Raw genomic sequence first — 23607 nt, 5'->3', positions numbered from 1 at the left:
GGGGTCTCTCTCCGCTAGTCTCACTCTCAATTGAATGCGCGGAGAGAGACCCCTCATCCGGCGCACCTTCTCCCACAAGAAGGGGAGAAGGAAGAAAGCGCCGCCCCTATTTCAGTTTACCCGTGGACAGATCCATGATCATGCGTGTGGCCAGATACAACCGCGGCACGATGCTGCCCACCTGCACATATTCGGCGTCGTTGGAGTGCGCACCGAAGCCCGACAGCCCCATGCCCTCCACTACGGCTCCACTGGTCTTCAGCGCGGCAAAGGCCGCGTCGGTGCCGCCGCCGGTCGCCTTCTCGTCGACCTTGAGGGACATGCCGATCTCTCCATAGATCGTCTTGCCGTAGGCCGCCACGCGGCGTGAGGCCTCGTTGGCCTCTAACGGCGGGCGACGCACCTCGAACTTCAAATTGACCTTGGAGTCCTGCAGCAGGCGATTCTTGATCTTGTCCTGCAGCGCCTTCTCCAACTCGTCGAAGTCGGACACCTTGAGCGCGCGCGCATCGGCCTGGGCGGTGGCGTCGGCAGGGATCACGTTGCGGTTGGTGCCTGATTTGGAGACCGTCCAGTTCAGCTTCAGGCCCTGCTCCGGCTTGGACAGGTCCTTCATCTGCAGAACCTGGTGCGAGAGCTCGTACAGCGCATTCACGCCGCCTTCCGGCCGTGCGCCCGCATGGGAGGACTTGCCCTGCACCGTGAGATAGGCCGAGCCGATGCCGCTGGTGGCCAGGCGCAGCGTGCCGTCGGTGCCGCCGCCTTCGAACGAGAACACCGCGTCCTGATCAGAGGCGAATTTGGTGATGGTGCTGCGCCAGCCGGGGGAGGAGATTTCCTCGTCGCCGTTCGTGAGCACCGTGAGCGTGCCGTAATCCCTGAAGGCCAGCTTCTGCAGCAAGGCCACGGTGTGGAGAATGAGCGCGACGCCCTGCTTGTCGTCGGCGATGCCGAGGCCATAGGCCTTGTCGCCGTCGATGCGGAACGGCTGATCCTTCAGCATGCCCTTCAGGTAGACCGTGTCCATATGGGCGATCAGCATGATCTTTTTAGTTCCCGTGCCCTTGAACACGGCGTGCACGGCCGGCCCGATCTTCTCGGGCGTGTCGTCGAGGCGATAGATGTCGGTGGGTTGCAGGATCTCCACCGTGCCGCCGAGCTGCTTGAGCTGACCGGCAACGCGCTCGGCGATCTGGTTCAGGCCTTCGATGTCCTTGCTGCCGGATTCGATGGAGACGAGATCACGCAGCGTATCGAGCAGCGGCTGCTGCTCTTTCTGCGCCAGCGCGTGAACATCGGCGACCGGCTCGGCCCGCACCATCGTTGCGGCACAGGTCAGCCAGAGTGAGGCGATCAACGGGGCAACGAATGGAGCAGGGCGAAATCGAGGCATGAGCGGCCATCCTTAGGGCTGAGGATGGCCCGGTATGCCTCCGTTTCCGGTGCTTGTCACGCGCGCCGTCGCGCGTCATGCGCCGCTTGAGCGGAGCACGACGGCGAGGGGCGTCCGCCGCTACTTCGATGGCGGTCCGAGATCCAGCGGCGGCAGCTCGATCTGCGGCACCTCGATCTTGATCGTGTTGGGATCGATGTTGGTCTGCACGCCCTTGTAATGCATGACCATCGACGGGAACGCGATCACCAGACCGACCATGATCATCTGGATGACGACGAATGGCACCGCGCCCCAATAAATCTGGCCTGTGGTGACCGGTTCCATCCGCTTGCCGGTGAGCCGATCGGTGTAGCGCTCCTTCGGCGCGACCGAGCGGAGATAGAACAAGGCGAAGCCGAACGGCGGATGCATGAACGACGTCTGCATGTTGACGCCGAGGATGACGCCGAACCAGATCAGGTCGATGCCGAGATGCTCGGCGGCAGGCCCGAGCAACGGGATCACGATGAAGGCCAGCTCGAAGAAGTCGAGGAAGAACGCCAGCACGAACACGAAGACGTTGACGAAGATCAGGAAGCCGACCTGGCCGCCGGGCAGCGACGTGAGCAGGTGCTCGACCCAGACGTGCCCGTTGACGCCGTAGAAGGTGAGCGAGAACACGCGGGCGCCGACCAGGATGAACACGACGAAAGCGGACAGCTTGGCGGTCGATTCCGTGGCTTGCCGGATCAGGTCCCAGCTCAGCCGCCGTTTCGCGGCACCGAGGATGAGGGCGCCGGCGGCACCCATCGCGCCGCCTTCGGTCGGGGTCGCGATGCCGATGAAGATCGTGCCCAGCACCAGGAAGATCAGGAACAGCGGCGGCACCATGACGAAGGTGGTCTGCTGCGCCATCTTAGAGAGGAAACGGAAGCCGGTGAGCTTGTCGATGACCCAGTTCACCACGGCGACGGCGAAGGCGAAGATGATGCCGCAGAACATGCTGAGCACGACGTAATCGGCACCATGCACGGTCGAATTGCGCATCATGAACCAACCGAACACGCAGCTCGCGAGGAACAGCATACCGAGCGAGACCAGGCCGCGGCTGCCACTCTCCTCGCGGAAGCCGATGGCTTCCTTCGGCAGGCCCGGGGTGGCCTTCGGGAAGAACATGCTGACGAGGAAGGCGTAACCGGCATAAAGGCCGGCGAGCACGAGACCGGGGATGAAGGCGCCTTCGTACATGTCGCCGACGGACTTGCCGAGCTGGTCGGCCATCACGATCAGAACGAGCGAGGGCGGAATGATCTGCGCGAGCGTGCCGGACGCGGCGATGACGCCGGCGGCCACGCGGCGGTCATAGCCATAGCGCAGCATGATCGGCAGCGAGATCAGGCCCATCGAGATCACGGAAGCGGCGACCACGCCCGTCGTTGCGGCGAGCAGCGCGCCGACGAAGATCACGGCATAGGCAAGGCCGCCGCGGATGGTCCCAAACAATTGGCCGATGGTATCGAGCAGGTCCTCGGCCATGCCCGATCGTTCCAGCACAAGCCCCATGAAGGTGAAGAAGGGAATGGCGAGCAGCGTGTCGTTGTTCATCACGCCGTAGACGCGCTCCGGAAGAGCCTGGAGGAAGTCCGGCCGGAACTCGCCGAGCTGGATGCCGACGATGGCGTAGAACAGGCCCACGGCGCCGAGCGAGAATGCCGCGGGATAGCCAAGCAGCAGCATGACGACCAGCGACGCGAACATGATGGGCGCCATATTGGCGATGATAAACGCGGTCATGATTCCCCCTAAACCGTCGCCAACGGCTACTTCTTCTCGATCGCTTCGACGAGATGCTCGACTTCCGCCTCCAGCGCCGACACCTGGGATTCATGCGGGTCCGGAATCATTCCGCGCATGACGGCAATTCGCTTGATCAGCTCGGAGATGCCTTGAACGAGCAGGAAGGCGAACCCGATCATGATCAGGGATTTGGCGGGCCATTGCGGCAGACCGCCGGCGTTGCCGGATTGCTCGTTGATATGGAACGAGCGCTGGAAGAACGGCACGCCGGTGATGATCATGACGATGCACAGCGGAATGAGGAAGAACAGGTGACCGATCACATCGATGAGGTTGCGGACCGTCTTCGGCAGCGTGTTGTTCACGATGTCGATGCGGATATGCTCGTTGTCGAGCAGCGTCCAGGGCGAGCACAGCAGAAACACGATGCTGAACAGCACCCATTGCAACTCGAGCCACGAATTGGAGGAGGTGTCGAACGTCTTGCGGATGATCGCATTGACCGCCGAGATGATGACGGCGGCCACGATCAGCCACGCCAGGCGTTTGCCCGTCCAGCGTGTGAACGCGTCGATCCCTTGGCTCAGCTTCAGGAGCGCTTGCAACGATAGGTCCTCCCCGATGGTGTGCCCCGGCCGTCTTGACTGCGCCGAAGCGGGCGCGTGGCTTGTCTCGCCGCGCAGGCATGAGGCTGCCGCACCAAACCAGCGGGCGTGCCGCCCGTCAATTGGAAGTTTGTTGATAGTTAAGGGGAATAAGGCCGCAGCCGAGGGTGTCAGCCGCCGGTGACGCTCATGTGCCTGGAGACGCTGGGACGGTCGTGGCGGCGGTCGATGATGAAATCGTGGCCCTTGGGTTTCAGGCCGATGGCGCGGTCGATCGCATCTGCAAGCAGCATGTCGTCATCGGATGCACGCAGAGGTTTGCGCAGATCGGAGGCATCCTCGTGGCCGAGGCAGGTGTGCAGCGTTCCCGTACAGGTAATGCGAACCCGGTTGCAGGATTCGCAGAAATTATGGGTCATCGGCGTGATGAAGCCGAGCTTGCCGCCGGTCTCGCTGACGCTGACATAGCGGGCCGGACCTCCGGTGCTCTCCGCTAAATCCGTCAGCGTGAATTGCTGGGCGAGGCGCGCGCGCACCAGCGAGAGCGGCAGATACTGGTCGATGCGGCCCGAGCCGATCTCGCCCATCGGCATGACCTCGATCAGCGTCAGGCCCATGCCCTTGCCGTGGGCCCAGCGCATCAGGTCGGGAAGCTCGTCCTCGTTGAGGTTCTTCAGCGCCACCGCGTTGATCTTCACGGCAAGTCCTGCGGCGCGCGCGGCCTCGATGCCTTCCAGCACCTTGTCGATCTCGCCCCAGCGGGTGATCTCGCGAAACTTCTTGGGATCGAGCGTATCGAGCGAGACGTTGATGCGGCGCACGCCACAATCGGCGAGCTCGCTTGCGTGTTTCGCAAGCTGGGTGCCGTTGGTGGTCAGCGTCAGCTCGTTCAGGGCGCCGCTCGACAGATGCCGCGACAGCGAGCGGACCAGCGTCATCACGTTGCGCCGGACCAGCGGCTCGCCACCGGTGAGCCGCAGCTTCTTGACGCCCTTGGCGATGAAGGCCGAGCAGAGCCGGTCGAGCTCCTCCAGCGTCAACAGGTGCGCTTTGGGCAGGAACGTCATGTCTTCCGACATGCAGTAGAAGCAGCGGAGGTCGCAGCGGTCGGTGACCGAAACGCGCAAATAGCTGATGGTCCGCCCGAACGGATCGGTCATCGGGGTGGACAGCGCGGCGGATCCGTTCATGCGAGAGGCCTTGTCACTGGCGGCGACGGGCGCACCTTGGCTTCAGCGGTGCTCGGCACCCAATCTAAGCATCGGACGCGGCGAGGACAATCGGGTGGTATACGTAGATCAGCGCCTGCCGGCATTCGGATCGGGGAATGGTGAGCCCGCGGCCGTTGCGGCCTCAGTCGGTGCCGCGGCAGGCGCAGCGGCGGCCGGTTTGGGCTTCCTGGGCCGGTGCGGCTTGCGGATCGGTTTCGGCGGAGTGGCCGGCTGGAGTTCCGCGAACACCGGATTGGGGTCGGTGGCCACCGCGGCCGGGGTGGTGAAATCCCCGGGATTCTTGATCACGTTCACCGGGACGCTCGCCGGCTGGTACTTGGGCAGCGCGAAAGCGACCGTAAACGGGGCCTCGGGTGCGGGAACCGAGACGGAGCAGGGTGTCTTGCAGCCCGGCCCGAGCGAGGTCGTGGCGTCGGCACCTAGCGGGTTGGATTCGATTCGGACCTGGACGGTCGGCGGAGCCGATTTGAACATGTCCGAGGACATCGAGGAGCAGCCACCAAGACTTGCCGCTCCCAATAGACTCGCTCCGGCTAACGCAACCGCGATGACACGACGAATGACCCATCCACTTCAACTGCGACGAACCGCCACATAACCCGCGCGGACCTTAGGAGCGTCGTCTGGGGCAGGCAACCGGCGGGCTGCGCATAGATAATGAATGGTTAAGGGGTATTTCGCGGAATAACGACGCCATATCAATGGCTTGATAGGGCTATGCCGTCATCAGGCTGCTGGCGGCGGCCGGCAGGTCACGCATGTGATGGATCAGCCGGTCCGGCTTCAGCTCGGCGATCGGCACGTCGGTATAGCCAAAGCTGACCCCGATCACCGGCACCCCGGCGCGGCGGGCCACCCCGACATCGGTTCCGGCATCGCCGACCATGATGCTGGATTTGACTGCTCCGCCGGCGCGCGCAACCGTTTCTCGGAAGATGGTCGGGTCGGGCTTCTGGACGCCAAAGGTGTCCGCGCCGCAGATTGCCGCGAAGCGGCGACTGAGGTCGAGCTGGTCCAGCAGCCGCTTCGACAGCCATTCCAGCTTGTTGGTGCAGACGGCGAGGCGATGGCCTTGCGCGGAAAAATGGTCCAGCGCGGCCTCGAGCCCCTCGAAGGGCCGGGATTCGACGGCGATATGATCGGCGTAATAGGCGATGAAATCCGCGGTCATCCGGTCCATGTCGGCGGGGGTGACCGTGCGGCCCTCGGCCTCCAGCCCCCGCTCGATCAGCTTGCGGGCGCCGGCGCCGATCATGTTGCGGGCCGAGGCCATCGGCACGGGCGGCAGCCCTTCGCGGTCGAGCACGTGGTTCAGCGCGGTGATCAGGTCGGGCGCCGTATCCACAAGCGTGCCGTCGAGATCGAAGACGATGGTGTGAGGGGAGGTCATGGTCCAAGCGCTACCGGCCCGGTCAGGTCAGTGCAAGGGGTGGCGCCATAAGATCAGCTTATAGCCTGTTCCCCAGACCCTGTTCTCCGGCGGAAAACGAGGCTACACAGGCCGCCGAAAGCGGCCACGATCGGCGGCATGTTCGAGACTTCAGAGGCGGGCGCAAACGTGAATATGGACCAGTTGAAGCGACAGGCCGCGGCGCGCGCGCTCGAGGAGGTGCGGGACGGCATGCAGCTCGGGCTCGGCACCGGCTCGACCGCCAAGCATTTCGTCGAGCTGCTCGGCGAGCGCGTCGCTGCCGGGCTCAAGGTGATCGGCGTGCCGACCTCCGAGGCGACGCGCCTCGATGCGACGCGGTGCGGCGTGCCGCTGACTACGCTCGACGAGATCGACCATCTCGACATCACGGTCGACGGCGCCGACGAGATCGATGCCGAACTCAACCTGATCAAGGGCGGCGGCGGTGCGCTGCTGCGTGAGAAGATCGTGGCGGCCGCGTCGGATCGCATGATCGTGATTGCAGATGACACCAAATGGGTGCCCACGCTCGGCAAATTTCCGCTGCCGATCGAGGTCATCCCGTTCGGCCTTGGCGCAACACGCCGTGCGATCGAGAAGGCATTTGCCCAATGCGGCGTTTCCGGGCAAATGGCGGTCCGCAAGGCCAAGGGCGGGGACAAGGACGGCCACGTTTTCGTCACCGACGGCGGCCACTGGATCGTCGATGCCCAGCTCGGACAGATCGAGGATCCTGCCCGCCTCGCCAGCGCGTTGAGCGCGATCCCCGGCGTGGTCGAGCACGGGTTGTTCATTGGCTTGGCCAGCTCGGCTGTTCTGGCGGGCGGCGAGGGAATTCGCGTGATTGAACGGCGTAAGCCGAAAGGAGACTAGGAATGAAGTGCGTTTTGAAATTTTTGCCGGCTGCGACCCTCGCTGTGGGACTGGCCCTCTCGGTCGTCCCGGCCGCTGCGCAGCAGGCCGCGCCCAAGGCTGGCGCTGCGCCCGCCCAGCCCAAAGCCTCGCCTGCGGCGATCGCGGCGGCGAGGGAGATCCTGCAGATCAAGAACGCCACCGCGATGTACGCGGGCGCCGTGCCTGGTCTGGTCGAGAAGACCAAGATCGCGCTGACCCAGCAGAACCTCAACTACCAGAAGGATCTCAACGAGGTCGCCCCGATCGTCGCCCAGCAGCTGCAAGGCCGCCAGAACGAGATCGGCGAAGGCATGGCGCAGATCTATGCCAGCGAGTTCACCGAGCAGGAGCTGAAGGATCTCGTCACCTTCTACAAGTCGCCGCTGGGCAAGAAGCTGATCGACGCCGAGCCGCGCGCCATCGGCCTGTCCATGGCCTTCATGAACTCCTGGGCCCAGAACTTCGCCGAGACCGTGATGGGAGCCTTCCGCGCCGAGATGCGCAAGCGTGGCAAGGAGATCTGACAGACACTATCTGATCAGGACTTCCTGACAGGGGTCGGAGTGGACAATGGCTGAATTCGACGTCGACCTCTTCGTCATCGGTGGCGGCTCGGGCGGCGTGCGTGCCGCCCGCATCGCGGCCGGTTACGGCGCCCGCGTGACGATTGCGGAAGAGTACCGCATGGGCGGGACCTGCGTGATCCGCGGCTGCGTGCCGAAGAAGCTGTTCGTGATCGGCTCGCATTTTCGTCACGAGCTCGAGGACGCCGCAGGTTACGGCTGGACCGTTCCGTCCGCCAGCTTCGACTGGCCGACGCTGATCGCCAACAAGGACAAGGAAATCGCGCGGCTGGAGGCGGCCTACACCGCCAATGTCGAGAAGTCAGGCGCGCAAATCGTCAAGAGCCGGGCGGTGATCGAGGACAAGCACACGGTCCGCCTGCTCGAAAACGACCGCAAGATCACCGCAAGATACATCCTGATCGCCACCGGCGGCGCGCCCAACCACGGCGCGTCGATTCCCGGCATCGAGCACGTGATCTCCTCCAACGAGGCGTTCCACCTGAAGAAGCTGCCGAAGCGGATCGTGATCCAGGGCGGCGGCTACATCGCGCTGGAATTCGCCGGCATCTTCGCCGGCTTCGGCTCCGACGTCACCGTGATCTATCGCGGCGACAACATCCTCCGCGGTTTTGACGAGGATGTTCGCACCCACGTTCGTGCCGAGATGGAGAAGCAGGGCATTACCATTCTCACCGGCTGCACGGTGAGCAAGGTCGATCGCCACGGCGATGAATTCACCACGCATCTGTCGAACGGGTCGAGCATCGCCTCGGAGCAGGTGATGTTCGCGATCGGCCGCCATCCGGCGGTGGCCAATCTCGGGCTCGAGAACGCCGGCGTCGCCATTAATCCTGCGAATGGCGGCATCGCGGTCGACCATTTCTCCCGGAGCTCGGTCGACAGCATTTATGCGATCGGCGACGTCACCCATCGCTTCAACCTGACGCCGGTCGCGATCCGCGAAGGCCACGCCTTCGCCGACACCGTGTTCGGCAAGCGCGAGGTGAAGGTCGACCACGCCAACATCCCGACCGCGGTGTTCTCGCAGCCGGAGGTCGGCACCGTTGGTCTGACCGAGACCGAGGCGCGCGCGCAGTTCAGTCATGTCGACATCTACAAGACCTCGTTCCGCCCGATCAAGGCGACGATGTCCGGCCGCGACACCCGTGTGCTGATGAAGCTCGTGGTCGATGGCTCGACGGATCGCGTGCTCGGCTGCCACATCGTCGGCGATGCCGCCGCCGAGATCACGCAAGCCGTCGCGATCGCGGTGAAGATGAAGGCGACCAAGGCTGATTTCGACGCGACGATCGCGCTGCATCCGACCGCAGCCGAAGAGCTCGTCACCATGCGCACCCCGACCGCGCGCCACGTGCGCCAGGCCGCGGAGTAGGGCGTCTCCTAAGCGTAGAGATATCCGACCGGCTTGCCTTCGGTGCGCAGTGGACGAATGTCCTTCTGCGTGATGATCTGGCCGGCGAGACCGTCGATCTCGTCGCGCTGCGTCGGCGTCCAGCCGCGAAGGTCGTCGATGCCCCTGAGAAGGCCGAGCCGGAGCACCTGCGTGTTCTCGCCGACCGCAATGAGGCTGATCGAGCTCTTGCCTGCGGTCACGACGTCGCCGGCCGCGAGCTCGAAGGTCTCGCCCGCCTTGTTCTTGAATTCGGCCGTGCCGCGAATGACGCGATAGATCACGACCTCGCCCTTGGCGAACGAGGCGGCGTCCGCGGATGTCGATGTACTCTTCGGCAGAAGCGACCGGCCGCGCGGATCTGTTGCGATGATGTGGCCGGTGACGAGCTGGCCGCTCGGTGCCTCGATGCCGATGTCGCGCACGTAAACCGGCAGCGCTGACTTGATCGAGCCGTCGCCAAGCGGCTTGAACAGTGCATCCAGCGCCAGCGGATCCTGAAGCCAGAAGCCGGCATTGGCCGGGCGATCGTGCAGCGGATGGCTCCAGGCCACGCGCGGCGTTTCGGCTTCGTTGATCTGATCGGGACCGACGATCGTGGGATTCGGAAAGGTGGTGGGATCGGTGATGAAGGCTTCGAGGAATTTGCCCGAACAGCCCATCGAGACCGGATCCGGCACCACCGTCTGCGGCGTCTTCAAATTCTCTTCGGTCGACAGGCCCGACCAGGTGTAGAACAGCTGGCGATGCACGATCGCGCTTTGCAGCATCACCGCGCCGGGGCCGACATTGTAGAAGCGCCCGTCATAGTCGAAGGTGAAAGCCCCCGAGGTGACCAGCACGAGCTGAAAGCCGCCGGGTGGAAGATGCAGATGGAAGTCGGTGGGACCGGTGTCGGGACGGTAGATCGGCAGATTGGTCGCGACTTCGTGGAGCAGGAAGGTTTCGTTGTTGGCGTGAAAGCCTTCATTGGCGCGATTGTAGAGTGCTTGCGGGCGATACGTCGCCTCGAACTTCGCATTCCGATCGCGATCGATCGCGATGAAGTCCTGCGTGTTGAGGCGGAGCGGCGCGCCATTCGGATGGGTGAGGCCGGTCGTCCTGAGATCGCCCGCAGCATGCACGTTCATGACGTTCTCCGCTCTGCGCCGTTGCTTCGCTTGCACCGTCATTGCGAATTTTGGGCCAGTTGGTTTGCGAAGCAGCAAGCGGGCCTGGCGCCGCGATGCCGGCGTGCCCGTTCAGGAAAAATCCGGTGGTTGCACGGGAGGTTAGATCGACGGCTTGTTCTGATCGTCGGACGCGTGCCGGGGACGCGCGTCCGGCGCAGCGAGGGGACCTGTCTAATTTGTCGGCAAGCCCCGCCAGTGCGCGTGCAGCGGCGGCGGTGCCGGATCGGTCCGATGGCGCCTTCGGGATTTAGCGAAAACGTCGCGACCCGGGCCGGGCGGCGATTGACAGATTGTTCATGGTTTGTTCTTATGCTGCTGCGACCGAGATGGAGGCAGCCATGGACAACCGTATCAGCGAAATTCGCAGAACCATCAGAGCGCTCCGCGTCAGCATGCGCGAAGCCGAAGCGATCATGCATGAGCAGATCAACCGCGACGAGGACTGCAGCTTCGTGGCGCAGGAAGTCATCAAGATGCGCTCGGTCATGAGCCTGCTCGCGAAGGAGCGGATCGCGCTCGGTGATCACGAGCCGATCGTCGTGAACAATTTCTTCATCCCGCGGCGCCGGCCGACGCGAAAGCCGGTCGCGGCTCTTTCACCGACCGTGGATTCCGTGTTCCGTCCGCGCGTGGTGGCGCGGGTTTGACGCGGAGGGCGGCTCAATCAAAAGCGTGAGGCGCAGCCCGATCCGGCTTGCCGGCCGGGCTGTCAGCCCACTTTGCCATCTCCATGGTCCGCGAATCGACGCCCTCGCACCAGAAGCAGCTTGGCCGCACGCGGCCGTTCTCGGACAGGATCGGGACCAGGCTGTGGCCGCAACCGGCGCACCAGGCGATGTCAGTCATGCATTCCCCCACGGCGTAGCAAATTCAGAAATGACGTTCTCGTCCGCGAAGCTTGCGTGGGCGCTATGACGGCGCTGGAGCACTGCGCCCGATCGGCGCGCTCGTCCCTGAGATCGTCGATGTAGCGATCCATCGTGACACGGCTGCGATGTCGTCGCCGTTTTCGCGATAGGCGCGAAGCTGGAATTCGGCAGAACTGCCGCGGTCTATGATGACGCGGCAATGCTCGATCTCGGCGGCGCAGCCCAGTGCGTCGGCGTCCCCGGCGGTGTCGTCGATGATTCGGGAGAGCATCTCCGAGATCGTGACGGGTCCGTCTCTGGAGGCGAAGATGCAATCGGTGCCGTAGCGCTGGGCGCGCCATTTATTCTCTACCGCAATTGCGCGTTCGACCGCGGTGACCCCTTTGGACAGATCCGGCCGCAGATAGAGGTGGCGCGTCAGGCAGCGATAGAGCGAGGCGATGGCGACGGCGTCGTCGATGAAGGTGCAGGTGTCGGGCGCCCGAAGCTCGAGGGTCGGGTGCCGCATTGACGGGCGCATCGCCCACCAGATGTGGCTCTCGTCGGGAATCACGCCGGAGCGCTGCAAGGCGCCGACATAGTCGTCGTAATCCTGCCTGCTCTCGAACAGTTCGGGCAGGCCGGTGCGCGGCAGCTCGGAATAGGCGGCAAGACGGTAGCCCTTCAGCCCGGTCTTGTGCGAATTCCAGAACGGGGAGGAGGCGGACAGCGCGATGAACAGCGGCAGATGCGGCAGCATTGCCCGCATCACCGCCATGCGCTTCTCGGGATCGGGCAGCTGGACGTGCACATGCATGCCGCACATCATGTTGCGATGGCCGATGCTGCGCAGATCCTCGATCATCTCCTCATAGCGCGGTTTCGGGCTCGGCTGCGACATGCGCCAGACAGCGGTCGGGTGCGTGCCGCAGGCCATGATCACGAAACCATATTGCGCGGCGACGTTGGCGACTTCGCGCCGCAGGAAGCGAAGCTCTTCGCGGGCGTCGTTGACGTCGACGTGGACGTTGGTGGCGACCTCGAGCTGGGATTGCAGCATCTCCCGCATGGCCTGGCCGCCGGTCGACCAGTTCGCCGATTCGAACAGCTCGTTCGGAGTCTGAATGGCGACCTCGAAGCTGCGGCGGTCCGCCAAGAAATATTCCTCCTCGATCCCGAAGGAATACTCAGCTGCCTTGGCCCCGCCGCCGGCAGAGCGAATGACCAGGTGCTGCTTGTCACCCGAATCGAGGCGCAGCAGTTTCAAAACGTCCGAAGTAGATGTCATTGGGCCACCCGGCAAAGGCATTACCTGCGGGCGATAATCCGTCTGACGGGGGCGGGTTCCGCGTCGCACTCACCGGAAATTGCAACGTCGAACGGAACAATCTTCACGTTTTCGGACGCGCGCGCGATCAGCGCGTGATTTGGCGGCACTTCGGTCCAGTCCGATTCCTTGTCGAACGGTTCGGACACGACGATGACCTGGCCGCCGTCCTCCCGGTAATAGAGCGTATTTGCGGCGTCGTTGACCGCAACTCGAAACGCATAGAGATCCAGGCCGTTGGCGATCGCACTGGTGAAGCGCAGCCGTTCGCGCAGCTGGCCTTCATTGACGAGGCCGACGAGGGCCTGCAGCACGCGCCGCGTCGCTCCAAGCGGATCGCTGTCGAGGCCGGCGCCCATCATCGCCAGGAACACAGCCTCCGAATCGGTCGTGCCCAGCCGCGACGGATAATAAGCATCGGGGATCAGCGCCTCGACCTTGCGCCGCAGCCGATTCCAGCTCCCGACGAAACCGTTGTGCATGAACATCCAGTAGCCGCAGGCAAAGGGATGGCAGTTCTGTCGCGTCACCGCCGTGCCGGTGGCGGCGCGCACATGGGCAAAGAACAAGTGCGAGCGCAGATGCCGGCAGAGATAGCGCAGGTTTTCGTCCGACCAGGCTGGGCGGGTCTCGCGATAAAGGCCGGGCTCCGGATGCTCGCCGTACCAGCCGAGACCAAAGCCGTCGCCATTCGAGCCCGCCGTGGATTGCAGCGAGCGGATGCTCTGCGCGACCAGCGAATGTTCGGGCTCGGTGACATAAGGCTCAAACGAGGTGGTCTCGCCACGGTATGCGATCCAGCGGCACATGGGAGTTCCTGTGAGGCGGCGGATGGGTTGTGAGCTGCACTAACCGGCGTGCCGGCCTCGTGGTTCCCGGCGCCAAGCAGCGATCACCAGAGCCGAGTTCAGTGTTACGATGCGGCAAGTCGACATTGGAGGCCGAGATGAACGATCAAGCCGTATTGGCCGCGCTTCAGCGACATTGGGACGCCTCGGATGCCAATGATTTCGAGGTCGAGCACGATATCTATCGCGTGGACGCAGTGCTCGACTATCCGCAGTCGGGCGAGCGCATCCGCGGTCGCAAGAACATTCAGGAGAGCAGGTTCGTGCAGCCGAACCAGAAGCGCTTCACGGTTCGGCGGATCGTTGGCGGCGGCGATCTTTGGGTCAGTGAATTCGTGCTGAGCTATGATGGGGTGCCGTCTTATGTCGTGAGCATCATGGAATTCCATGACGGGCTGGTGACGCACGAGACGCAATATTTCGGCGACCGGTTCGATCCCGCGCCATCCCGTGCGCATCTGGTCGAGCCGGTGGGGTGAGACACGTTGATGCAGGTACGCGACGAGATAGTGGCCTCTTGCCTCGGACAAGCGCAGCGCCTTAGCGGTGCGCAGCGCGTCCGGAACACCATGGAACCGATGCGGCGGCTGGTCGCAGTCATCTCGCCTTGATTCCGACGGACCCACCTTTATGTCTGACACGAACAAGAATCCGGGCCCCTCTGGCGAGGACGTCGACGATGTCGGCAAACCTCGTGATGTCGGATGACCTGTCCCGCGCGAATGCGATGGATCGGCCGATCGTCGGGCCTCTGTACGTTCTCTCCGACCATTCGTCCCCATCGCAGCTCCGTGCGGCCATTTCGCAACATTGAGGAGCAACGATGACTGACGCCAAGCATTCAAATCCGATCGAAATCGAAATCACGGAACCGTCCAGCCTGAACGAGCAGGCCGCGGTCGCGCTGGTGATCGTGGGCGCGCTGGTCGCGGTTGCCGACCGGCGGGTTTCGCCGGTCGAGCGCGACGAGGTGATCCGTTTCATCAAGGATCGCAAGCTGGCGCCGCACATTTCGGACGAACGGCTCTATGCGATGTTCGATGAACTCGCCGAACGGCTCGAGGAACCGGATTTTGCCAATGTCGTGATCGACACGCTGCGGCCGGTTTCGAACTTGCCGCTGTCGTCCCATCTGATGGAGCTGTCGGAGCGCGTTGCTGCGGCGGATGAGGACGTCCATCCCCATGAAGTGCAGGCGATCAAATTGTTGCGCTTGCTGACGCTGGTGCTGCCGCGCGCGAAGCCGGTCACGTCGGGTCAAGGGCGCACCGAACGGCGGACGGCCATAGAGGAGTGAGCATGAACGCAGCATCGCACGAGCGTACGAGTGAAGCCGCAAGTCCCGCCAGCGAAATGGCCGGCGGCGACCCGCGCCTCGAAAAGCTCGTCGATCGGCTGCCGCCCCGCATGGGTGACACGGTCACCTATCTGCTCAAGCCGTCGAACCGCTGGGTCCGAATTCCATCGGGCGCGCTCCTCATTGTGGGCGGCGTGCTTTCCTTTCTTCCGATCCTCGGCGTCTGGATGCTGCCGCTCGGTCTCGCGCTGCTTGCCGAGGACGTGCCTGCGTTGCGCTCCTCACGGTCGAAGGTCCTGGATTGGGTCGAGCGGAAGAAGCCGCATTGGCTCGATCCGTCTGCGCCAAAAAATGATCAAACATGATTGAATTCATCACACCCGAAGCGCTCACTGCCCTCCTTCAAGTCGTCCTGATCGACCTCGTTCTCGCCGGCGACAATGCCGTCGTCATCGGCCTCGCCGCAGCGGGACTTCCGGCCGAACAGCGCCGCCGCGCCATCATCGTCGGTATCGCCGCCGCCACGGTACTGCGCATCGTCTTCGCCGGCGTCGCGACCCAGCTGCTGCAGGTCATCGGCCTGTTGCTTGCCGGCGGCGTATTGCTGCTCTGGGTTTGCTGGAAGATGTGGCGCGAGCTGCGCGAGCAGGCGCATGCGAGGCATCTGGCGTTCAGCCATGGCGGCGGCGCGGATGGTGCGACCGTGCAGCGAAAGACCTTCGGTCAGGCTGCGGTGCAGATCGTTGCCGCCGACGTCTCGATGTCGCTCGACAACGTGCTCGCGGTCGCCGGCGCCGCGCGCGAGCATCCCTACATTCTTGTCTTCGGGCTGTTGCTGTCGGTCGCGATGATGGGCGTTGCCGCCGACCTGCTTGGCCGCGTGCTCCAGAAGCATCGCTGGGTCGCCTATATCGGCCTCGCCATCATCATTTACGTCGCCTTCGAGATGATCTATCGGGGCTCGCTCGAGCTCGCGCCTGTCATCGCGAGTCTCTGAGGCGACAACTCTTTCCGCAATCCGGAGTAATTCATGACGTCCGAACCCAAAGCACCTTCGGCGCAGGTCGAGCCGCCGCGCCTAGGCCTGTTTGCGCAGCTCATCTTTGGCTCGCGTTGGCTGCAAGTGCCGCTCTATGTCGGCCTGATCGTCGCGCAGGCCGTCTATGTGCTGCTGTTCCTGAAGGAGCTCTGGCATCTGGTCGCGCACTCGTTCGACGCCAGCGAGCAGCAGATCATGCTGGTCGTGCTCGGGCTGATCGACGTCGTCATGATCTCGAACCTTCTGATCATGGTGATCGTCGGTGGCTACGAGACCTTCGTTTCCCGCCTGAATCTGACCGGTCATCCCGACGAGCCGGAATGGCTGAGCCATGTCAATGCCAGCGTGCTCAAGATCAAGCTCGCGATGGCGATCATCGGCATCTCCTCGATCTCGTTGCTCAGGACCTTCATCGAGGCCGGCAATCTCGGCACCACGCGCAGCAATTTCACCGAGACCGGCGTGATGTGGCAGGTGTTGATCCACATGACCTTCATCGTCTCGGCGATCGGCATCGCCTGGGTCGACCGCCTCAGCGATAACGGCCATCGCAAGGAGGCCGGCCACGGCTGATCAACCTGGCCGTCCGAATCCTCCCGAGCGGCCAATCCTGAGCCCGCCTGATCGTCCGATCCGGCGGGCTCTTTTTTGAGATCGATAAAATTGTCCGCAATCCGCTCAGCCGCGGCAAACCCTGCGGACAAGAAGCGTGGTGCCTTAAACCAGACCTTTGGAACCGACCTGCATCCTGCTCGCAAAAGGCAGGGCTATCGGCATGTCAATTCTGAGGGAGATCGGCGCATCGGTCGCGGGAGTCTACGCGCTCCTGCTCGTCTGCGACGCATTGTTCGGGGTCGGTGAGGCGCGCTTCGACGACGCCTATTACCGCGCCAGCTTCTACGCGCCGCGGCCGAAGGAGTTTCGGTTTGCGAGCGACACGCCGCCGGCGGTCCGCGTCAGCGACGCGTTCGCGCAGTTCGCGCCGGGCGAGGCCAAGCCCAACAGGCGCTACTCGTCCCTGACGACGATCATCCGGTAGGGCCTGTGCTCTTTAATCCGCTGTCCGCCTGACGTCCGGTTTACCGCCAGCATCGGCCGAAGAGCGGATGGCCTCCGAGGTCGCCGATGGGTCAGGAGCCGAAGTGTCGCTTGTCGCCTTCGTATGCTCTATTCGTCGTAGTTGCGCCGTTGACCGCGGCAAAAAGCAAAGAGCCCCAATGAACCGATCCGTCCATGTTGCTGCAGGACTTTTTGATAGCCGGCCGTATGGTTTTGCTCAGGTTACAGTCATTCGGACGCCGTTCGGTGACGTGGTAAATGTGTCCGGCCAGGTAGCTTGGGATGCCGATCGAAACATCGTCGGTGCCGGTGACATCGGGCGTCAACTTGAAAAGAGCCTAGAAAACCTAGCTCTCGCATTGGCATCGGTTGGCGCGACGCTCGATGACGTCGGCTCACTCCGACTCTACATCAGGCTAAGTCACATGCATGAAAGTGGAGCGATCACCAGCGTTCTCAGGGCGGCGTTCGGCGAGAACCCGCCCTGCGCAACCTGGATCGGGGTGCCGAGCCTCGCCAACGACGCTTTCCTGATCGAGGTCGAACCCTCTAACGTTTTTCTTGCGCGCAAGTAAATGGCTGACGGCAGCAGTGGGTCACAAGCCGCAGATCACGCTCAAGGTGGTTGACTTCCGCGTTACGATGGTGAACCGACATTTATGGGTATACGCCCTGGTTCAATGCGCACGCCGGCGGTCCCGCGGCCTTCAGCTTGGCGGCTTCCTCGTCGGTGAAGACGCGGCTGCGCGTCGGGAATCGCACGCCTTTCAGCGTTTCCACGGGAACGCCCGGGCTGCGGCCGTAAACGATATCTACAAGGCCTTGTGTTGCCCGACGGGCAAAACACGCGAGCGGTGGGGCAACGCCCGCCACCAAAAATATTCCACTTTACCGAAATTCGGAAATCGCGTATGTGTCGCTGCATCCCGGCCCAACGAAGAGGGGCGTATCGCGATCGTCACGAACGCGGGCCGGGTGGCGGTGGACGCAGATGACATCGGCGCGAAGGATTTCGCAGGGCGGGCAACCGTGAGCGAAACACCTGGCGCACACGACCGGTGTGATCCGCGTACGGCAAAATCGTGTGGTCCTGACACCCGGGGTCTGTGCGTCAAGTCTTGCGGTGATGTGGCGGTCCAACCGGGCACGCGCATCAGCCATCCGCAAGTCGACGGGGGCAATAGTGCATCGCTCCCCGGGGAGAGCACGACATAAGCCGTCAAACCACTGCAGGGAAGGCCGGGATGCTCCGGTTGCCCTGTTACCCGCTATGCATGAAGCACACGCAATCTGCTCTGGCATGGCGGTCGATGGGAGCCAACCGGCTCCCGGCCTTCCCTGCGCCCTCATTCAAAAGAGGGTGAAGCGATCGTGCAAAGCTCGGGCGAGAAAAGCCGCGAGGACGCGAAGCTGTGTCTCAGTCCCCCTGAATCCATTCGGCGACGCCTCGCCACAGCGTGTCGCGGTGCTCGGGGCGGAAGAAGCCGAAATGGCCTATTGCTTTGGCGCCGACATCGGACGGCTTGATGTTGAGCACCTCCGGCTTGATCGCGGTGAACCCGCTCGCGAGCAGCTCGACTGCCGGCCGCGTCGCCCAGGGATCGTCCGAGAAGCACAGCGCCCGCAGCTCGCCCTTGAACTTCGCAAAATTCTCCAGCGCCGGCAGCTTGGAATCGAAGAGATAGCGGGGGCTCGAGACCCATTCGGCCCATTGCAGGAAGACGCCCTTGGGCAAATTCTCGCCGACGCCGGCCCAGCCGGGGGCATAGCCGAGCGTATGGGCGAGCGGGACGCCAATGAGGTTCATGAAGGCGAAGACGCGGTATTTCTCCGGCGAGGTCATCAGCCGCCACGTCGCGGCCTGCGAGGCCACGAAGGCGGCGCGCGAGATTTCGCTGTTGTTCGCAATCAGCCCCAGCGCCTGACCGCCGAAGGAATGGCCGACATAGGCGAGGGGCAGGGCGTTGTACCGGTCCCGCATCCAGCTGACCGCGGCGGTGACGTCGAGCGCGGCCCAGTCCGACATCGAGGCCTTGAAGCCGACCAGCGATTTCGGCTGGTTGTAGCCGACCATCGCCGGCAGCCGGGAATCGCCGATGCCGCGATAGTCGTAAGTGAGCACCGCGCAGCCGCGATGGGCGAGATAGGAGGCAAAGCCCCGGTAGATCTTGCGCGGCACGGCGGTCGCCGAATTGATCAGGACGGCATGCCGTTTGGTGCCGCGCGGCAGGAACAGGGTGCCGGCCAGGGCATACCCGTCGGTCGCCGGGAAGTTGATCTCGTCGATGAAAACGTCGTCCAGTGCCGCGTCCATGGGCGCAAGGTATCCTGCCAGTTGCCTCGCCCTCCCAGCAAATGCGAATTTGGCTTTCCCCGCAAGGGTTTGCAGGACCAAATGGATTTACAACTGGCGGGGCGGGGCCAGCCTGTGTATAAGGCGGCCCTCGCAACCCACAGATCAGGTTGTGCTTTTTGCTTCACGGAGAGATTGCGATGTCCGAGCGGTGGACGCCCGAGTCCTGGCGCAGCAAGCCGGTGCTACAGGTGCCCGACTATCCCGACGCCAAGGCCCTGGCCGACGTGGAGGCGCAGCTTGCGACCTTTCCGCCGCTGGTGTTCGCGGGCGAGGCGCGCAACCTGAAGAAGGCGCTGGGGCGCGTTGCGGCCGGCGAGGCCTTCCTGCTGCAGGGCGGCGACTGCGCCGAGAGCTTTGCCGAACACGGCGCCAACAACATCCGCGATTTCTTCCGCGTGCTGCTGCAGATGGCGGTGGTGCTGACCTACGCCGGCGCCGTCCCGGTGGTGAAGGTCGGCCGCGTCGCCGGCCAGTTTGCGAAGCCGCGGTCGTCGCCGACCGAGAAGCTCAATGGCATCGAGTTGCCGAGCTATCGTGGCGACATCGTCAACGACATCGCCTTCACCAAGGAAGCGCGCGTGCCGGATCCGCAGCGCCAGCTGATGGCCTATCGCCAGTCCGCGGCGACGCTGAACCTGCTCCGCGCCTTCGCGACCGGCGGCTACGCCAATCTCGGCAGCGTGCATCAGTGGATGCTCGGCTTCCTCAAGGATTCACCGCAGTCTCGCCGCTACAAGGAGCTGGCCGACCGCATCTCGGACGCGCTCAACTTCATGCGCGCCTGCGGCCTCGATCTCGAAGCCCATCCCGAGCTGCGCGCCACCGATTTCTACACCAGCCACGAGGCGCTGCTGCTCGGCTACGAGCAGGCGATGACCCGCGTCGATTCCACCACTGGCGACTGGTACGCGACCTCGGGCCACATGATCTGGATCGGCGACCGCACCCGCCAGCTCGATCACGGCCATATCGAATATTTCCGCGGCATCAAGAACCCGATCGGGCTGAAATGCGGCCCGTCGCTCAAGCCCGACGAGCTCTTGAAGCTGATCGACGTGCTCAACCCCGACAACGAGCCGGGCCGGTTGACGCTGATCGGCCGCTTCGGCTCGGACAAGGTCGGCGAGCACCTGCCGAACATGATCCGCGCCGTGAAGCGCGAGGGCAAAGTGGTGGTCTGGTCGTGCGACCCCATGCACGGCAACACCATCACCTCGACCTCAGGCTACAAGACGCGCCCGTTCGACCGGGTTCTGTCTGAGGTGAAGTCTTTCTTCACGATCCATGCCGCCGAAGGCACCCATGCCGGCGGCGTGCATCTGGAGATGACCGGGCAGGACGTCACCGAGTGTATCGGCGGCGCCCGCGCGATCACGGACGAGGACCTCAACGACCGCTACCACACGGTCTGCGATCCGCGCCTCAATGCCGAGCAATCCATCGACATGGCTTTCCTGATCGCCGAGCTCCTCAAGCAGGAACGCGCCGGCAAGGCCACGCCGATGCCGGCCGCAGCGGGGCTCTAGGATCTTGCTGCGGATCTGGAAGGCCACGATCAATTCCCGTAACGGTCTGGCCTTTGCGTTCCGATCGGAGCAGGCCGTCCGCGAGGAGATTTTTGCGCTCCTCGCCTCGCTGCCGCTGGCCTGGTTGATCGGCGCGACCGCGATGCGCGCGGTCGAGCTGGTCTGTTCGGTTGCGTTCGTGCTGACCGTGGAGTTGCTCAACACCGCGATCGAAAAGCTTGCCGATCGGCTGACGATGGATCACGACAAGCAGATCGGGCGGGTCAAGGACATGGGCTCGGCCGCCGTCGGCGTCGCGCTGCTGATGGCCGGCGCGTTCTGGATCATCGCCATCATCGAGCGACTGGGATTTATCTGATCGGAGCGCGGCGGCCATGACCGAACGTCTCAAAGCATTCGCGGTCACGCTCGCCCAGCTCAATCCGACCCTGGGCGACATCGAGGGCAACGCCGCGAAGGCGCGCGATGCGCGCGCGAGAGCCATCGCCGACGGCGCCGATCTCGTGCTGTTTCCGGAATTGTTCATCGCCGGCTATCCGCCGGAAGACCTCGTGCAGAAGCCGGCCTTCCAGGCGGCCTGCCGCGCCGCGATCGAGGCACTGGCCCGAGAGACCGCCGATGGCGGGCCGGCCATGCTGATCGGCACGCCCTGGGTCGAGGACGGCAAGCTCTACAATGCCTGCGCGCTGCTCGACGGCGGGCGCATCGCTGGTTTGCGTTTCAAATGCAATCTGCCGAACTACGGCGTGTTCGACGAGAAGCGGTTGTTTTCGCGCGGCCCTGCCGCTGGCCCTGTGACCGTGCGCGGCGTGCGCATCGGCGTGCCGATCTGCGAGGACATCTGGCTGGAAGAGTCCGAGGATTACGAGAACGTGGTCGAGACGCTGGCCGAGACCGGCGCCGAGATCATCCTGGTGCCGAACGGCTCGCCTTACGCCCGTGACAAGAGCGACGTGCGCCTGTCGGTCGCGGTGGCGCGCGTGACCGAAAGCGCGCTGCCGCTGGTGTATCTCAACCAGGTGTGCGGCCAGGACGAACTGGTGTTCGACGGCGCGTCCTTCGCGCTCAACAGCGATCTTTCGCTTGCTGCGCAATTGCCGGCGTTCGAGGAGAGCATCGTCACGCTGCGCTTTGCGAGAAATGGCGACGACTGGCGCTGCACGGGCCCGATCGCCGGGCAACCCGAGGGCGACAAGGCCGATTACGCCGCCTGCGTGCTGGGCCTGCGCGACTACGTCACCAAGAACGGTTTTCCCGGCGTGCTGCTCGGCATTTCCGGCGGCATCGACTCGGCCCTCTGCGCGGCGATCGCGGTCGATGCGCTCGGCGCCGATCAGGTGCACGGCGTAATGCTGCCGTATCGCTACACCGCAGCACACTCCATCGCCGATGCGGGCGAGCTCGCCGGCCATCTCGGCATCCGCTATGAGGTGCTGCCGATCGCGGAGGCTGTGACCGGCTTCGAGACCATCCTCTCGGGCCTCTTCAAGAATCTGCCGCCCGATATCACCGAGGAGAACCTCCAGGCCCGCAGCCGCGGCACGCTCTTGATGGCGATCTCCAACAAGACCGGGTTGATGGTGGTGACGACAGGCAACAAGTCGGAAATGTCGGTCGGCTACGCCACGCTCTATGGCGACATGAACGGCGGCTTCAACCCGATCAAGGACATCTACAAGACGCAGGTGTTTCGGCTGGCGAGCCTGCGCAACGGCTGGAAGCCCGATGGCGCGCTCGGGCCGGCGGGCGAGGTGATCCCGCCCGACATCATCACACGGCCGCCGAGCGCAGAGCTGCGCGAGAACCAGACCGACCAGGATTCGCTGCCGCCCTATGAGGTGCTCGATGCCATCCTGGAGCGTCTTGTCGAGCGTGAGCAGCCGCTGGATCAGATCATCGCCGCCGGTTTCGATCGCGAAACGGTCACCCGCATCGACCATCTGCTCAACGTCGCCGAATACAAGCGCCGCCAGGCCGCGCCCGGCGTGAAGGTGACGCCCAGGAATTTCGGCCGCGACCGCCGCTATCCCATCACCAACCGCTTTCGCGACAAGGGCGAGGGGCTGCCCGCCGTCGACGAGACGCTGGTCTCGCGCGGCAGCAAGGCATCGATCGACGTGTTCGAGGGGTGAAGCTTTCGGTGTGAGGACAATAGTGCCCCATGGTTCGCGGTCATCATCCGCGAAGGCGGATGATCCAGTACTCCGCGGCGGATATTGAGACGACCGACTTCGGCCATAGCGCGTCAATAGGGATGGCCCGCGCTGGTGTCGAGCAGGTGAGGCATGGCAGACGAGTTCATCCTAGATATTGAGGATCTCCGTGAGGTCGCTGCCTACGCGGCGGAAAATGCCGCGGACGTGCTGGAGATATTCGAGCAATCGTATCCCGCAGATTCCCGTCCGCGCGATGCGCTCGAAACCGCCCGGACGTTCGCAAGAGGAGGCAAGCGGGTGAAGGCCTTGCGCGATGCTGCCTGGGCCGCGCTGAAGGCAGCAAAGGAAGCCGAAAATGCAGCAGCCAGCCAAGCTGCGCGCGCCGCGATGTGTGCCTCATCCGCGGCCTATCTCCATCCCTTGGCTCGATCGACTCAGGTCAGGCACATTCTCGGCGCGCCCGCTCATGCAGCCCGGGCCACTGAACTTGCAGCGGGCGATGCTGCAGATGTTGGTGCCGACTATGTTGAGCGCGCCGTCCGGCGCGCGACGCCTGGGCTCGTCGAGGTTCTGCGCCGCTACCCGCTCGCACCGTCCGGTGGAGGGCGGGTTGGCGAACTGCTGCGCGCAATCGATCGCAGGCTTCGCAGCGAGCTGGCGTAACCAGATGCCCACCTCGCAAGGTAAT

At 63.9% G+C, this 23607-nt stretch carries 26 protein-coding genes; 15 read left to right on the top strand and 11 right to left on the bottom strand.

The features are described from left to right. Positions 1-106: 106 nt before the first annotated feature. From CV770_RS06170 to CV770_RS06145, 6 genes are all read right to left on the bottom strand, one after another. Positions 107-1393 (bottom strand): M20/M25/M40 family metallo-hydrolase, encoded by a 1287-nt coding sequence (locus CV770_RS06170; protein ID WP_104461676.1) that lies wholly within the window; start codon positions 1391-1393, stop codon positions 107-109. Positions 1394-1513: 120 nt separating this feature from the next. Further along, on the bottom strand, positions 1514-3169 hold the full coding sequence (locus CV770_RS06165; RefSeq protein WP_091953961.1) for a TRAP transporter large permease: 1656 nt from the start codon (positions 3167-3169) through the stop codon (positions 1514-1516). Between the two features lie 26 nt (positions 3170-3195). Further along, positions 3196-3777: a TRAP transporter small permease subunit gene (locus tag CV770_RS06160; protein WP_091953964.1), complete on the bottom strand. Its 582-nt coding sequence runs from the start codon at positions 3775-3777 to the stop codon at positions 3196-3198. A 170-nt stretch (positions 3778-3947) separates the two neighbouring features. Beyond that, complete coding sequence (gene moaA, locus CV770_RS06155) at positions 3948-4967, bottom strand: GTP 3',8-cyclase MoaA (RefSeq protein ID WP_104461675.1); 1020 nt, start codon at positions 4965-4967, stop codon at positions 3948-3950. A 108-nt stretch (positions 4968-5075) separates the two neighbouring features. Continuing rightward, positions 5076-5570: a hypothetical protein gene (locus CV770_RS06150; RefSeq protein WP_104461674.1), complete on the bottom strand. Its 495-nt coding sequence runs from the start codon at positions 5568-5570 to the stop codon at positions 5076-5078. A gap of 154 nt (positions 5571-5724) precedes the next feature. After that, a complete protein-coding gene (locus CV770_RS06145) occupies positions 5725-6399 on the bottom strand; it encodes an HAD family hydrolase (protein ID WP_104461673.1) in 675 nt (224 codons plus the stop codon). Positions 6400-6567: 168 nt separating this feature from the next. On the opposite strand from CV770_RS06145, the gene rpiA reads away from it, so the two are divergent. Genes rpiA through gor form a run of 3 tightly spaced genes read left to right on the top strand, consistent with a single transcriptional unit; the run spans position 6568 to position 9273 of the window. Beyond that, positions 6568-7293 (top strand): ribose-5-phosphate isomerase RpiA, encoded by a 726-nt coding sequence (gene rpiA, locus CV770_RS06140; protein WP_104461697.1) that lies wholly within the window; start codon positions 6568-6570, stop codon positions 7291-7293. A gap of 2 nt (positions 7294-7295) precedes the next feature. After that, on the top strand, positions 7296-7838 hold the full coding sequence (locus CV770_RS06135) for a DUF2059 domain-containing protein (RefSeq protein ID WP_091953978.1): 543 nt from the start codon (positions 7296-7298) through the stop codon (positions 7836-7838). Between the two features lie 46 nt (positions 7839-7884). Further along, a complete protein-coding gene (gor, locus tag CV770_RS06130) occupies positions 7885-9273 on the top strand; it encodes a glutathione-disulfide reductase (protein WP_104461672.1) in 1389 nt (462 codons plus the stop codon). Between the two features lie 8 nt (positions 9274-9281). On the opposite strand, the gene CV770_RS06125 is transcribed toward gor, so the two are convergent. Continuing rightward, positions 9282-10421, bottom strand: coding sequence for a hypothetical protein (locus CV770_RS06125; RefSeq protein WP_104461696.1), 1140 nt, complete (start codon positions 10419-10421; stop codon positions 9282-9284). A gap of 380 nt (positions 10422-10801) precedes the next feature. Here CV770_RS06125 and CV770_RS06120 point away from each other — a divergent pair, with 380 nt between their 5' ends. Next, on the top strand, positions 10802-11110 hold the full coding sequence (locus tag CV770_RS06120) for a hypothetical protein (protein WP_245453683.1): 309 nt from the start codon (positions 10802-10804) through the stop codon (positions 11108-11110). A gap of 13 nt (positions 11111-11123) precedes the next feature. Here CV770_RS06120 and CV770_RS06115 read toward each other — a convergent pair whose 3' ends face one another. The 3 genes from CV770_RS06115 to CV770_RS06105 form a co-directional block, all read right to left on the bottom strand. Next, on the bottom strand, positions 11124-11309 hold the full coding sequence (locus CV770_RS06115) for a hypothetical protein (RefSeq protein ID WP_104461671.1): 186 nt from the start codon (positions 11307-11309) through the stop codon (positions 11124-11126). Positions 11310-11372: 63 nt separating this feature from the next. Next, positions 11373-12599, bottom strand: coding sequence for a carboxylate-amine ligase (locus CV770_RS06110; RefSeq protein WP_104461670.1), 1227 nt, complete (start codon positions 12597-12599; stop codon positions 11373-11375). A 20-nt stretch (positions 12600-12619) separates the two neighbouring features. After that, positions 12620-13447, bottom strand: a complete 828-nt coding sequence (locus CV770_RS06105; protein ID WP_104461669.1) for a class II glutamine amidotransferase — start codon at positions 13445-13447, stop codon at positions 12620-12622. Positions 13448-13584: 137 nt separating this feature from the next. Between CV770_RS06105 and CV770_RS06100 the strand changes: the two genes are divergently transcribed. From CV770_RS06100 to CV770_RS06065, 7 genes are all read left to right on the top strand, one after another. Next, positions 13585-13965 (top strand): nuclear transport factor 2 family protein, encoded by a 381-nt coding sequence (locus CV770_RS06100; protein WP_104461668.1) that lies wholly within the window; start codon positions 13585-13587, stop codon positions 13963-13965. Positions 13966-14309: 344 nt separating this feature from the next. Further along, positions 14310-14783: a tellurite resistance TerB family protein gene (locus CV770_RS06090; protein ID WP_104461666.1), complete on the top strand. Its 474-nt coding sequence runs from the start codon at positions 14310-14312 to the stop codon at positions 14781-14783. Positions 14784-14785: 2 nt separating this feature from the next. Continuing rightward, positions 14786-15148 (top strand): hypothetical protein, encoded by a 363-nt coding sequence (locus CV770_RS06085; protein ID WP_201759714.1) that lies wholly within the window; start codon positions 14786-14788, stop codon positions 15146-15148. Further along, positions 15145-15780 carry a TerC family protein gene (locus CV770_RS06080; RefSeq protein WP_104461664.1) on the top strand — a complete coding sequence of 212 codons (636 nt, stop codon included), beginning with the start codon at positions 15145-15147 and terminating at the stop codon, positions 15778-15780. The genes CV770_RS06085 and CV770_RS06080 overlap by 4 nt, the downstream gene beginning before the upstream one ends. Positions 15781-15813: 33 nt before the next feature. Next, positions 15814-16395 (top strand): TIGR00645 family protein, encoded by a 582-nt coding sequence (locus tag CV770_RS06075; protein WP_091954000.1) that lies wholly within the window; start codon positions 15814-15816, stop codon positions 16393-16395. 202 nt (positions 16396-16597) lie between these two features. Next, on the top strand, positions 16598-16861 hold the full coding sequence (locus CV770_RS06070) for a hypothetical protein (protein WP_091954003.1): 264 nt from the start codon (positions 16598-16600) through the stop codon (positions 16859-16861). A gap of 178 nt (positions 16862-17039) precedes the next feature. After that, positions 17040-17456, top strand: coding sequence for a RidA family protein (locus CV770_RS06065; RefSeq protein ID WP_104461663.1), 417 nt, complete (start codon positions 17040-17042; stop codon positions 17454-17456). Positions 17457-18298: 842 nt separating this feature from the next. Here CV770_RS06065 and CV770_RS06060 read toward each other — a convergent pair. Then, positions 18299-19195, bottom strand: coding sequence for an alpha/beta hydrolase family protein (locus tag CV770_RS06060; protein WP_104461662.1), 897 nt, complete (start codon positions 19193-19195; stop codon positions 18299-18301). A 179-nt stretch (positions 19196-19374) separates the two neighbouring features. On the opposite strand from CV770_RS06060, the gene CV770_RS06055 reads away from it, so the two are divergent. The 4 genes from CV770_RS06055 (at position 19375) to CV770_RS06040 (ending at position 23582) form a co-directional block, all read left to right on the top strand. Next, on the top strand, positions 19375-20763 hold the full coding sequence (locus CV770_RS06055; RefSeq protein WP_104461661.1) for a class II 3-deoxy-7-phosphoheptulonate synthase: 1389 nt from the start codon (positions 19375-19377) through the stop codon (positions 20761-20763). Positions 20764-20767: 4 nt separating this feature from the next. Beyond that, complete coding sequence (locus tag CV770_RS06050) at positions 20768-21121, top strand: diacylglycerol kinase (protein ID WP_028145281.1); 354 nt, start codon at positions 20768-20770, stop codon at positions 21119-21121. A gap of 16 nt (positions 21122-21137) precedes the next feature. Beyond that, positions 21138-22895: an NAD+ synthase gene (locus tag CV770_RS06045; protein ID WP_104461660.1), complete on the top strand. Its 1758-nt coding sequence runs from the start codon at positions 21138-21140 to the stop codon at positions 22893-22895. A 153-nt stretch (positions 22896-23048) separates the two neighbouring features. Then, a complete protein-coding gene (locus tag CV770_RS06040) occupies positions 23049-23582 on the top strand; it encodes a putative immunity protein (protein WP_104461659.1) in 534 nt (177 codons plus the stop codon). Positions 23583-23607 lie beyond the last annotated feature (25 nt).

It is taken from the genome of Bradyrhizobium sp. AC87j1, assembly GCF_002936975.1.
GTDB lineage: Bacteria > Pseudomonadota > Alphaproteobacteria > Rhizobiales > Xanthobacteraceae > Bradyrhizobium > Bradyrhizobium shewense.
The sequence above is the reverse complement of the archived record's forward strand: the minus strand, read 5'-3'. Positions and strand labels throughout refer to the sequence as shown.

Coding starts and splice junctions, on each gene's coding strand:
- CV770_RS06170 (WP_104461676.1), bottom strand. CDS start 1,393: ATGCCTCGATTTCGCCCTGCTCCATTCGTTGCCCCGTTGATCGCCTCA.
- CV770_RS06165 (WP_091953961.1), bottom strand. CDS start 3,169: ATGACCGCGTTTATCATCGCCAATATGGCGCCCATCATGTTCGCGTCG.
- moaA (WP_104461675.1), bottom strand. CDS start 4,967: ATGAACGGATCCGCCGCGCTGTCCACCCCGATGACCGATCCGTTCGGG.
- CV770_RS06145 (WP_104461673.1), bottom strand. CDS start 6,399: ATGACCTCCCCTCACACCATCGTCTTCGATCTCGACGGCACGCTTGTG.
- CV770_RS06135 (WP_091953978.1), top strand. CDS start 7,296: ATGAAGTGCGTTTTGAAATTTTTGCCGGCTGCGACCCTCGCTGTGGGA.
- gor (WP_104461672.1), top strand. CDS start 7,885: ATGGCTGAATTCGACGTCGACCTCTTCGTCATCGGTGGCGGCTCGGGC.
- CV770_RS06125 (WP_104461696.1), bottom strand. CDS start 10,421: ATGAACGTGCATGCTGCGGGCGATCTCAGGACGACCGGCCTCACCCAT.
- CV770_RS06120 (WP_245453683.1), top strand. CDS start 10,802: ATGGACAACCGTATCAGCGAAATTCGCAGAACCATCAGAGCGCTCCGC.
- CV770_RS06115 (WP_104461671.1), bottom strand. CDS start 11,309: ATGACTGACATCGCCTGGTGCGCCGGTTGCGGCCACAGCCTGGTCCCG.
- CV770_RS06110 (WP_104461670.1), bottom strand. CDS start 12,599: ATGACATCTACTTCGGACGTTTTGAAACTGCTGCGCCTCGATTCGGGT.
- CV770_RS06105 (WP_104461669.1), bottom strand. CDS start 13,447: ATGTGCCGCTGGATCGCATACCGTGGCGAGACCACCTCGTTTGAGCCT.
- CV770_RS06100 (WP_104461668.1), top strand. CDS start 13,585: ATGAACGATCAAGCCGTATTGGCCGCGCTTCAGCGACATTGGGACGCC.
- CV770_RS06090 (WP_104461666.1), top strand. CDS start 14,310: ATGACTGACGCCAAGCATTCAAATCCGATCGAAATCGAAATCACGGAA.
- CV770_RS06085 (WP_201759714.1), top strand. CDS start 14,786: ATGAACGCAGCATCGCACGAGCGTACGAGTGAAGCCGCAAGTCCCGCC.
- CV770_RS06080 (WP_104461664.1), top strand. CDS start 15,145: ATGATTGAATTCATCACACCCGAAGCGCTCACTGCCCTCCTTCAAGTC.
- CV770_RS06075 (WP_091954000.1), top strand. CDS start 15,814: ATGACGTCCGAACCCAAAGCACCTTCGGCGCAGGTCGAGCCGCCGCGC.
- CV770_RS06070 (WP_091954003.1), top strand. CDS start 16,598: ATGTCAATTCTGAGGGAGATCGGCGCATCGGTCGCGGGAGTCTACGCG.
- CV770_RS06065 (WP_104461663.1), top strand. CDS start 17,040: ATGAACCGATCCGTCCATGTTGCTGCAGGACTTTTTGATAGCCGGCCG.
- CV770_RS06060 (WP_104461662.1), bottom strand. CDS start 19,195: ATGGACGCGGCACTGGACGACGTTTTCATCGACGAGATCAACTTCCCG.
- CV770_RS06055 (WP_104461661.1), top strand. CDS start 19,375: ATGTCCGAGCGGTGGACGCCCGAGTCCTGGCGCAGCAAGCCGGTGCTA.
- CV770_RS06045 (WP_104461660.1), top strand. CDS start 21,138: ATGACCGAACGTCTCAAAGCATTCGCGGTCACGCTCGCCCAGCTCAAT.
- CV770_RS06040 (WP_104461659.1), top strand. CDS start 23,049: ATGGCAGACGAGTTCATCCTAGATATTGAGGATCTCCGTGAGGTCGCT.